The organism is Butyrivibrio sp. INlla21, assembly GCF_900116875.1.
Classification (GTDB): Bacteria; Bacillota; Clostridia; order Lachnospirales; family Lachnospiraceae; genus Butyrivibrio.
In genome coordinates, this window is record NZ_FPCC01000002.1 from 206,578 (window position 1) to 218,573 (window position 11,996).

Annotated in this window: 7 protein-coding genes; all 7 read right to left on the reverse strand. The window is 39.9% G+C overall.

Features of this window, described 5'->3' with window-relative positions:
• Position 1: 1 nt before the first annotated feature.
• Complete coding sequence (locus BM377_RS01160; protein WP_092242451.1) at positions 2-1,774, reverse strand: DUF5048 domain-containing protein; 1,773 nt, start codon at positions 1,772-1,774, stop codon at positions 2-4.
• 15 nt (positions 1,775-1,789) lie between these two features.
• On the reverse strand, positions 1,790-2,725 hold the full coding sequence (locus tag BM377_RS01165) for a hypothetical protein (RefSeq protein WP_092242454.1): 936 nt from the start codon (positions 2,723-2,725) through the stop codon (positions 1,790-1,792).
• Positions 2,722-3,951, reverse strand: a complete 1,230-nt coding sequence (locus tag BM377_RS01170; protein WP_092242457.1) for a hypothetical protein — start codon at positions 3,949-3,951, stop codon at positions 2,722-2,724. The genes BM377_RS01165 and BM377_RS01170 overlap by 4 nt, the downstream gene beginning before the upstream one ends.
• A gap of 331 nt (positions 3,952-4,282) precedes the next feature.
• On the reverse strand, positions 4,283-6,292 hold the full coding sequence (locus BM377_RS01180; RefSeq protein WP_092242463.1) for a hypothetical protein: 2,010 nt from the start codon (positions 6,290-6,292) through the stop codon (positions 4,283-4,285).
• A 161-nt stretch (positions 6,293-6,453) separates the two neighbouring features.
• Positions 6,454-7,599 (reverse strand): PDDEXK family nuclease, encoded by a 1,146-nt coding sequence (locus BM377_RS01185; RefSeq protein WP_092242465.1) that lies wholly within the window; start codon positions 7,597-7,599, stop codon positions 6,454-6,456.
• A 106-nt stretch (positions 7,600-7,705) separates the two neighbouring features.
• Positions 7,706-11,161: a phage tail tape measure protein gene (locus BM377_RS01190; RefSeq protein WP_092242468.1), complete on the reverse strand. Its 3,456-nt coding sequence runs from the start codon at positions 11,159-11,161 to the stop codon at positions 7,706-7,708.
• A 411-nt stretch (positions 11,162-11,572) separates the two neighbouring features.
• On the reverse strand, positions 11,573-11,725 hold the full coding sequence (locus BM377_RS16220; protein ID WP_177223757.1) for a hypothetical protein: 153 nt from the start codon (positions 11,723-11,725) through the stop codon (positions 11,573-11,575).
• Positions 11,726-11,996: the final 271 nt, after the last annotated feature.

Sequence of the window (11,996 nt, forward strand, 5' to 3'; positions counted from 1 at the left end):
GCTAAACTAGATTAGACATCTGTGAATGCGTGTATCTTGCAAGAGTGCCATGAGTATACTTAGAAAGGATCTCATGTGTGCCACCATAATTCTCATCATCGTAAAGAGGATAGAACTTCATAAGAGTCCATGAAGTCGTACCACCGCTCCAATCATGAGACACGTTCTTTACAATGTACTGATGGTCAACATCATCATTACTTGGGCGATACTCAACCTTTACATTTACGTCTGCAAAGGGAGTAATCTTCGTACTCAATGTAATAGAATCCGTTAAACGACAATTCTTCCAATTCTCCCAAATTGCCCTATTAACAGCAAGAGCATCGGAAGTAATATTCTCATACTCGCCACCGGTCTTGACATCTAATATCTCGCCAAGTTTTTGGACAGTAAAAGGGGAGTCGGGAATAATTGTCATATTTACACATTCGCAATTATATTTTGCTTGGAAATAATCTTTAGAATATATCCTATGAGATGTACCGCTTTGATCTGTCCATGTCTCATTTAAGACGGTTCCGTCAGTGAGAACATCTATTCCGTGAGGAAGATAATGACCAAGAAGATACGCTCTAAACTGCGAAGCATTATCTACTCTTTTACTCTTAATCTTAAATGTATAAACAGTGTTAGGATTAAGAACCCTAGCCGAAATCGGTTCCTCGGTATACTCATCGTAAATAGGTATATTTGCAAGGCTGTTAATCTTAAGAGATGCGCTCGCAGGGTTAGTCGTCCTAATAAGCAGCGCAACAACATCGCCGTTATAATATTGGTCATAACTTGAAACCGTTGCAGAATATATAGTTCCGCTGAGACTTGTGCTTTCTGAATAGAAATCAGCCTCAATGGACTCTCCAAACACTTCACAGATATTTCTTACCGTAGACAAGTCTATAGAAGTGTTCTCAGATATAAGAACGTCTCTAAAGAAATTGTTATCCAGAACGGTATCGTCCATATATCTACTCGGTATCATCTGGCAGATAAAGGTTCCCGTTTCGTCAAAGTACATTTCATAATTAGGGTACAAATCTCTAAAGGCCGTCAATACGCTCCACACAGAAGTTCCAACTGAAAACTCTTGGTCATAGGGCAGGGCGTTCCAAGTATATTCAAGAGCACCACTTTGTACCGGAACCCTTGACTGATTTCTATATGTCTCATAGTCCGCGTTATATTGTGGCATTCCCTTATATTCACCAATCTCATCAACCTCATAATCTCTTACGAAAGAGAGCTGCGTGAGAGTGGTTATGACTTGATCACGGATATGGTTATAGTGAATAACGGCCCCTGTTGATTCGTTTTCAACATAGGCAGGGTACTCAATGATTTCAGCTCCACCTATCTGACCGTTCTTAGTTCCGTCAAGCTTTGCTACAAGGTCATTACATGAAAGCGAGATAGTGTTCGTGGTAGGGTCGAAGGTAGCAGACATGTTTGTATACACGTATCTACCTTCCTCGTACCACGTATAAACTTGTTCACGAGTATCTAAAACCCCTATCTCAAGTTTTATAATACGGTTGAGCCATATCATCCCTTCTTCATTAAGCACTAACCTATCATTGTCCACGGGAGTACATTCCAAAGAAAAAGTGCGTCTTACATCTGACTCTGCACTTACCGTACAAGAACCGGAAATAATACCGCACTCTAATTGATCCAAATATTCACCTGTCAATTCATGGTATATTGTTATTCGCACTCGGAGGTCTATGATGCTTTGCTTTAACAGCTCGACATCGCTAACTGAAATGTTATACATAATAACCTCCTTCGTTTAAGTTTCATATGACCAGAAATTCTCGGGAACATCAATTATCCCTGCTTTATATAAGTATTTCTCAGAGTCAGGGTTACCCGTCTCTGTAAGTGTAAATGTAACCTTTCGGATATAATAAATACCATCGGCAGTATCCGACGGGGGAGTAGTAATATATCCAAGCCAGATTCTTCCGTCTGGGCTTTTCAATACCTTTGTACGTCTGTTCCTTAAGAACAACTTTGCCTCTTTATTCCATTTAGTTCTTACAGCCTCGTCATCCTCAAGAAGAGTACACCCATCGTCACCTATAGGTACGAACTCGCCATTAACCGTCACTTGTTCGTAGTTCGCAAGAGTATTACTTACTATAGTGGGATAGCGGTCATACATTGTTTCTACCACCGCATTAGGTACTACAGCCACATCATCAAGATATTGGTCTGTCAAATACGTGTACCAAAGAGCAGTACTATCCGCTATAACAATTCCTTTTGATTTAACGTCAACCTTCTCAATAGAATACTCGTTTTCGACGTTATCTACGATAGCAACGGCTGCATACTGATACTCATAACCGGGAACTGCTGTAAAGTCCGTTCCTTGAAGATTATAATCGCCAACATCAGTAGCAAGTTGCACATCCTTATAGTCAATAGTGGTCCACTTATACTCAGAAGATTTCTTTCTCTTGATAAGAAGATATGAAACTCGTTCAATATCCCACTTAACGTTACCTGCGTAAGTATCATCGTCAAACTTCGCGTGCATGGCTGTATCATAGTTCCATATATCAACAACCTTTTCACTAATCTCTTCGTTAATATCATTAGTTATTCTCAAGTCATCAAACCATGCGTTTTCAAGTTTAACGTGTGTTATTGGTTCTATAGTGGTAGGAGTGCAGGTAACAGTATTTGTCTCACCGCAAAAGAAGCTTTGCATAAAGATCATTTTTGCCATCCTCCTATCCATATGTCAAACCTGTTCTCAGCAAGAACAATAGGTTCTTCATCCATAACAAACTTATGAACATTCTCTTTGAGGACTGTTTCTGTAGGTTCGTTCTCATTATTAAGCCAAATATCATACAAGTCAGGAATTGCAGGTTCATTGATTCCGAAGTGCATATTGTTCTCGTTATCGTCCTCAGTAACAAATACATACAGCTGATAAATGTTATTTACTCGCTTAATGTATATAGTGAACACTGTAGTTGCATTAGGAATGCACGGATCCGAATATAATATATAAGGTGTAAGCCCATTAGGAACCGTAAGCTTAAACCTCATGTACGCATCATCATAAACAAAAGATGAGAGCGTAAAACCATAGGACTCATCAGAAGCAGTAAGAATAGTTCCGGTTTCGTAGTATTCCTTTATTTTTACACATAAAATAAAATCGCCCTCTACAGACAATCCCGTAGTATAATTAAGTTCTTTCCCTTGGAGGTTTATATAGCTGTTCTCATATTGAAAGCTATCCTTATCCTCGTCGGAGTTGATTATCGAAAAGTTGGTATAGTATGTTACCAATCCATTATTTTCATCACATACAGCATTGATATTATTAAACTCAGCGTTATCATATGCCGTGTTAACATCAATCTCGATATATCCGGTATCAAGTTCCGTTCCATACTGTGTAAGGCCCTTCGCTCTGATAAAGTAAACAGTATCATCCTCAAGACCCGTATAGTTAAATGTCAAATAATCAGATGAATAGAACACCTGAGATTCTGACAATAACACTTTATTAGCGTCATATATCAAGAATTGGAATTGAGAAAGCCCCTCTAACTGAGTCTGAGCATAAAACAATTCAGCATAAAACGAAGATGTTGTTATTGTCTGTCCGCTCTCTACATTTGTAAAATAGAAGGACGGTTGCTCAAGGCACCAGAAATATCTCTTGTCTGACACGGTACTTGGAGCGCCATACATATCAAAGCACTGAATTGCAGCAGCATATTTAACACCATTTCTACAAGTATTTGCAGGGAGAGTACAATAAAGAACTCTACTAGGTGAAGTTACGTCATACACCGTTGCAAGAGTGTCAGCATTATAAATAATCAATCTATTCTGATAAGGCAGGTCTCCCGTATAAGTAAAGGTTATTTTCTTCTGTTCCTGCGCATCGAATGGGAATATATAGTTAACAACAGGCTTTGCCATACTTCAGACCTCCTTTCATCGTCTTCCCATAATAAAGGCGTTGTTCATCTTATTACTTGGAATATGGACCCACACAGGGGTTCCCTTAGACAAACTAGCGCCGGATCCATTTTTTAACCAAAAGTACGCCCCGTCGATATTACACTTATATTTACTTCCACTTATTGCCTCTACGGTACTGGCAACGGTGCGGTTTATATTCTGTTTCTGTAAAGCTTTTTCTATCAAGATTTCAATTGATTTAAACAAATCATCTTGTATACTCATTCCAGATACCGTTTTCCTTTCTCTTAAATAGGCAGACACTCAATTAAGAATGCCTGCCTTAAGATCATTGTTTCATAGCGTGTTGATATGCGTTTGAAATTATTCCGGCGAAAACATCGCTTATCTGAACAGCAACAGCTTCTCCGGTCACACCTGAAACAGTAAACGAAGTTCCATTGATGTTAATTGTGGGACTTGCGTTGTTTGTAGTTACTTTATTTATGTTTTGAGCTATCGTCTTAACAGGACCAAGCATCTGAGATACATCTGCTTTTATTCCGACAAGAGATTCGCCCATTGTCTTAAATAAGTTTTTCTCTGCATCTGACAATGGCATCAAGCCACTACCGTTTACGTATGAATTACCGCCACGCTTACCATGTTTGATGATTGCTCTGGTCTGTTCTGCGTTGAAAATAAGGTCCCCCTTTTGCAAACGAGTAAGTTCAGGACCATGATCTCCAACCGTACGGTAAGTTCCGGTTGTAGGATTGTAGACTAGTTCTCGACCAAGTTCACCAACAAGAGCAGTCTCTGAACTCTTAAGTCCAAGCCTGCCACTTGCATAAGCGTTGCCGTGAACGTTACCTGCTGCATGACCGTTTACATGGACGTTACCCGTTGCATATTCGCCATCAAGGACATGCTCACCACCCTCAGTCTTAAGGGTTCTTATAGTTTCAAGAAGTTCGTTGGCTTTTTCAACGCACTTTTCAATAATCTCGAGAAGCTTATTAAACATCTCAACAATACCATTGTCGCCCATTATAGCGTCTTTACCTACAACAGGTAGACCTTTTACAGCATTGACAAGAGTCGTTCCGTCTTCACTGTATTCGTCTTTAGTATTGCCGATAATCTCAATAACATTATTAACAGCACCATACAAAGCATCAAAGTCAGAGATTACAGTTTCTCCACCTTCGGCATTTCCACCGCCGCCGTTTTCGCCAACACTTGACTTCTGACCAATATTATCATTAGCAGCTTTTTTTGTGTTTTCGATAGCACCAATAAGTCCACCAGCACCAGATGCGCCATCTGACGTACTTGGTGATTTTGACTCAACAGGATCCCCAGAATCACCGCCAGAGCTTCCACCACTAATAGCAGAAGTAACAGTATCTACCGCACCAGCAAGGGCAGTGAAAGCACCTATTGCACCGGTAGTATCATCGCCTAACGAGATTTCACTAATAGCTACAAGTGCGCTTTCAAAAGCACTCATTTCACCTTCGCCAATACCAAGAGCGGTTGCACATTCTTTAAGAGCAGCAGCAAGACCATTAAAGGCTTCTACTGTTCTGTCAAGAGAAGTATTTGCAAGGTTCTGTACCGAACCATCAATAGCGGATATGTCTTCAGACGTACTAGCAGCGTCTTCTAAACTACCGCTGAGATTGCCAACATTAGTTGCAGCAGTTCCACTATTGGTTGCAACGTTACCCAAAGCAGTCGCAGTATCTTCAACTTTGGTGGAAATATCACCTAAAGGCTTAAGTGCTTCGTCTACCTCAGTAGCCTTTGTGGAGATCTCATCGAGAGAAGCGCTGACATTATCTTTGGCAGCTCCCGTAGCATATGTAAGACCATCAAGGAAGTTCTGATTCTCACTGTTTGCGTCTTGAAGTATATTGACGTAAGCGTCTCTAAACGCTTCAAAAGCACCCGGAACATCATTAAGAATATCCTCTACAGAATATCCAAGTTCTTCACCGGCCTCTTGAATAAGAGCATATGCGTTAGCAATCTCTTTAATCTCAGCAAGTTCTTCCCATTTAGATTTCTGTTGTTCAAGGGCATCTATAATGGAATCCCAGTACTTCTCGGTCTGCTTGATGAGATTGTCGTAGTATTCGTTAGAAGCTTCAAGAGCTTTTCGGAGTTCTTCTTGCTGCTCTTTATAAGCATCTATCTCTTCTTGTATAAGTTCTTTGCGCTTTTCAAGAAGGTCAATCTGTTCTTGCAAAGGTTTCTTAAGGTCTTCAAGTTGTTGCTTCTGAACCTCAAACTCAGCATCTTCAAGATTCTCACGAGCCTGTCTTACTTCTTTTGAGTCATTTTCATAGACCATTTGGCCATCTTTATATCATTCTGTTACTTTTATGACCTACATCTGTAGGCGAGTAGTCATTTCTGGCTACTTCTCGCATTTCTTGTTTTTAGGATTATAGTGCGAGGTCGGACTGGATCTTCACCCTGCTGACAGGGGAACAACGAAAGAGACGTAGTTACCTACGCCTCTGTTACAGTCTCTACGGATTCTATATTTAGTTCATTTTGTAGTATTTTTTCAATTTTATCGAAGTCATAATGCCATATTTCAATTAACTTTATATTGTGGTCAAAAGCATATTTCCTTTTTAGAAAGTCATGTTTTTGCTGCACGGCAAAATGATTTTCTCCACCGAAATAATTAACCGGGTACTCATGTTGAGCACCTTGGAATTCAATCAAACGATTGTGTTTTGGCAAATAAAAGTCATAAGAAAGAGGGTTTCTTTTCCCTTTTAAGTCTGCAAAACGATAATTATGAATATAGGGAACGTTATAGTGCCTTAAGAACTGTTTTACACGTTCCTCACCAGAATAAGGTTTGCGACACTGCCCACATCCATAACTTAACACATTTGCTGGACGAGCATAAAAATCATTACCACACTTGTTGCAGTGATGAAGAATTGAAACACTGGCACCTTTATAAGGTTCTTTTGCAAATATATCTGGGAATTTGGTATTTAGCTCCAATTTATATTCCTCAGTCGTTTTCTTACACCTAGCGCTAGTAGCCGTATCAGCGCACACAGGACATCCACTTCCGCGAAGGACGTTCCCGGCCATAGGAGACCAATGGTATCCACACACTGAACACTCAACATCAATAGGTCTACGGGCCCCACTATACTTACCTATTATTTTTATATTCGGAGATACCGCCGCGCACTGAGAAACGTATTCGTCTTGTGACTTCGTTCGCTTCTGGATACGTTTTGTGTTATTGCAATAGGAACAACCAACGCCTTGCATAGCGTGATTAGGATCAAGCATAAAATGGGTTCCACATGCTTTGCATCCGTGTAAAATTTTCTCTTTTGAATATGTGTATTCCCCCAATGGATAAATGTTTGGATTGATTTTTGCTAATAAATCGCGATATTCTTGTGTGCTTCTTGTTTTCTTTTTTCCCATATCCTTATAAGAACATACGGGACATGCCGTGCCAGATAGGATATTGGCAGGTTGCACACTCCATTCTCTTCCACATTTTAGACATTTATGCAAAATTTTAGTATTAGTTCCCTTGTATTCTTCTACACACTCAATATTGGGATTACATTTTGAAAGTTCTGATTTATATTCTTCGGTCGTTTTTCTTTTCATACAATAACCTCTTGCATGAATTATTATACTACAAAAAATTAACAAAATATAGTCTTTCCTCGGTCTTGTCCTTCCTATAGGATTTTAACCGATATAGTTGTTTTTTCTAAAAACGCATTACTGCGTTTCTTGGCATATAATTTACCAAGCGAGTCTTTTGATTTAAGCTGCGTTGTAGTTGATATTCGGCTTTTTGCAGATTTATAGCCTGTTGTCTCTTTTGGTTGGCTTCTTCAAGAGCGTCTATTTGATCTTCAATAGCATCAATCTGATCTTCATATCCCTTAATCTCATCGTCGATTAAGTCTATTTCTTTTTCTTTAGCCTCAATCAAATCATCGAGATGGTCTATCTGGTCTTGATATGCTTCTGCGGCAGCATCCTTCTCATCGTTAAGTGCTTGAACAGCGGCATCTCTGCCTTTCTGAGCAGCACTAATACGCTTATTAAGAAGAGTACCGACAGCAGAGAAGATTGACTCGTAGTAGGAGATAGCTCTTTGGAAGTAATCACCCATACGCTTGGCGTATTCGTCTCCGTAGCCGTCTACATCCTTAAAGTATTTCTCAATAAGAGCCTTGTATTTATCAAGGAATTGCTTCTCGGACAATATACCTGCATCACGTTGTTCTTCAAGGGCTTTAAGTTCTTTTTCAAAAGCTTCGATATAAGTATCGGCAGCTTCTTTGCCAGCTCCGCCAGCAGCTTTAGTGTTCTTTCCACCTCCGCTAAAATCAATCTTTGGCATTTCTATCTTTGTAAATTCGCCAACGATTTGTCTCCAAGCTTCTTCGGGAGAAACAGAGTAGCTATGCTCATAACCTCTATTGTTAGTCATTTCGACCAATTTTGCAGCGGCGGCAGTTCCGAAATATGCGGATGCAAGCTGTGACAAGGCCGCCACCTTATCATCAACATTCAGTCCGGTATTATTAAATACTGTTTCGGTAGCTACAAGGTCTGCCAAATACACTTTTGCCAGATTAGACATCTGAGCTTCTTGAACAAATTTAGCTGAAGCGTTCTCGGTTTCACCTGCCATATCGGAACTAGCAGCAGCAAGAGCAGCAGCAGTATTTGCCTGAACTTCCATTTGTGCGTTAAGTTCTTCCATCACAACTTCATTAGCATTAACAACACCCATTTCTCTAAGCATCTGCTCGAGAACTTTTGCATTCTCCTCAGAGAAATCACCAGATGCTTTAGCCGCGTTAAAGTACGAAGTCGCAAGACCATTAAACGCACTCTGAACCTCTGTTGCAGTAGAAGAGGAGTTACCTATTACTGAGAGGAATTTATCTACGTCTTCTGTTTTGCTTTCCCAATCAATATTAAGGTCTTCGTCTAAGTCTTCAAAGGCGGACCTAAGTCCTTCAAGGTCTTCAGCACCAATATGAGATAAGTCAAAGCCTTTTTCACCATTGAATATCTCGTCGTATACCTTACCAAGTTCCTCGAACTGTGGAAGTATACGAGAGTTTACATTGGCAACAGCCGTGGAAAGAGTACTTGCACGTTTTGTCTCAGCATCAGTTACCGCTTCAACAGCTTCTTTTTGTTCCCAATAATACTCAACAAGTTCTTTTACAGTGAGGCCATATTTGCTGCACAGCGCATCCAACGAAGGGAACTGAGCCATAAGTCTATCTTGTGCAGACTTAAGGTTATCAGTGCTATTTATAGCATTCTTTATTTCGTTAATCGCATATTCCGATTCAATACCGGTTATGCTATTAAAAGGGTCAAACTCCCCTGCAAGAATTTCATATTCGCGAAGAGAATTGCGAATGCCCTTAAGTCTTTTCTTTGTGTCACCGAGCTCTTTTTCAGCATCTCTTCTTGCTTTCCCCGTTGTAAGATAATCTCCGTTAGATGTTCTGTCTTCAAGAGCTTGAACTAATTCTTCTTCCAATTCCAAATACGAATTGTACTTATTTAACAGTTCACCATATTCGTCTGATTTTGTTTCTTTTTTGAGCTCTTCAAACTTGTTTTTTCTATCTTCCAGCTTTTTGTTAAGTTTCTTTAATTCCTTTTCAGTTTTAGCGTTATCTAAATCTGCTGTAATAGAATCAATTTCCGCACTCAAATTTCTGAGATCAGATAAAGCGAAGCCCATCTTAAGCTGCAAAGGACCTAAATCCCCTCGGCCAAAGATGTCGTTACTCAACCTTGTTGCAGCATTGTCCTCATCGAAAAAGTTAGCAAAAGTCTTTTTAGTTAGATCTTCATAATTACGTTGTTTTTCGATTTCAAGAAGTTTTTCTTGTACGCTAAGCTCTCTTTCTAAATAATCAATACGCCTAGTATCATAAGGAGTTTTCTTCTCGAGATTTCTAAGACTTTCAAGTTCTGAGGTTATATTCGCTATAGACTCAGTACAATCATCTACTCTTTTCTTGGATTCCTCAACAGAAGATGTAAGAGCATCAAATGTGGCAACTGTTCCAGCTATTGCGGCCGCAGCCAGGATAGCCCAACCAACAGGAGTTCCCACTAAAAATGCTGCCATCGCTTTTACATTTGCCCACAACGAGGCGGTAAGAGCGTCAACAGAAACAGTAGCGGTAGCGTTTGCGCCGGCTAACCCCGCTTTAGCAAGAATGTCAGCCTTGGTAGCAGCACTAACACCTGCTATAGTCAGTATTTCTTCTGCCTGTGCTTTAGTAAGAGTTTTTGTGGTAGCAATAACTAACTCATTGGCAGCAGCCTGTTCCACAAGGTCTTTAGAATTTAACAAACTTGCTGTTTTAGCTATGGTTTGCATGGATTCAAACGTGGCTTTTAATTCTTTAAAATTCTTTACAAGAGCAACGATGCCCGCAATTGAAGCACCTGCACCGAGAAGACCGATGTGCTCAACTATTTCATCAAGAATATTAACAATCACTGTGCCAATATCAACAATATCCTTGACAAGCTGAGAGTCAACTAAGTCGGCTTCAAGTTCTTGCATGCTTGCTGTAAATCTATCTAACGAGTACTGAATACTCATCATATAGTTTTGTTGCTCTTTAGCTGCGCTTCCAGCAGCATGAGTTGCTTTGTCGTAAACTTGCTCTACCAATTCAGCGTTCTGCAAAAGAGCGATCAAAACGTTTGAATTTCGTTTACCTGCCAAGTCTTCAGCCAAAGCAGCTTGTTGGATATCAGTAAGCTCTTTCCAGTGCTTACCAATACCAATAATGATCTGGTCGATGGTTTTATAAGTTTCTTCATCTTCCATAATGTCAAAGCCTGTCATAGCTTTGACTTCTCTTCTTAGCTTAGATGAAAGATTTAATACATCTTCTTCCTCTTCACCAAGTTCTTCTAACTCAACTTTACTACCTCGAATTCTGGCAGAAAGGGTTTTCATTGCTGTTCCGACCATCTCAGGGTTCTGAACAACAGAGTTAGCAGTTGTTATAACTGAAATAGCACCTTCGAGAGAGGTGTTTGCGGCATTGAATGAAGCGGCACTTCGTTGAAGTGCTTCTCCTATGCCCGCCGTATCTATCGCAAAATTGTTCGCTCGGTCTGTTACTATGGAATAGCAGATTCCATTATGACTTAGAAATATCTAAGCGGGCAGTCATTTCTGGCTGCCTCTCACGTTTCATTATTGTAGGATTATATCGTGAGTCCAGACTGTATATTCACCCTATTTATAGGGGAGCAACTTCGGAATGATTGTTACCAATCACCCCTCTGCAGTCGTTACGCATTCTGTAGTGAAAAATATTTTCTTTGACACTCCACACGACTAAAGTCGTGGGATTCTTGCTTCAACCACCACTGCGCTCCTAACAAGTTACCTTGCCGGCCCGTCTTACACAATGTCCACAAGCGTAAATTCCCGTATGCCCTACGGTATATATATATATATATTAGGCTACTGATAATTTTTAAATTTTTCTTTTTCCATATTTTTCCCTACAGTCTTTGCTCGGTCTTGCGTGTCCTACCACTACTTTAACCGATATAGTTGCTATCATCTAATTTTAATTAGAGCATTTACATTACTGTAAATGGAGGCAAATTCTACCTCGTTGTAAACATCTGCTATATGTTCAGCTTCATCTGCTGTAAGCTGAAAACCCTTAAGGGTAGAAATCATAAACGAACTTGCATCGTCAGCTGACATATTGTCACCGACATTCTGAAAGAGGGTAGTTACCCTTGCAAGTTCTTCTGCATCATCAACATTAAAACCACATATTGTTACTCACTCTGCGTAGAGTGGGGTAGGACATTTCTGCCTACCTCTGCAATTTCATTTTGTTATATTTGCAGATCAGACCATACCTTCAACTCATAAGAGTTGTCCCCATACGCTTAATCGTTACCTTTTAAGCTGTGGTCGTTACGGGTGTATAACTTCATCAATTATTTGTATTACCTCATTGTAATTACGC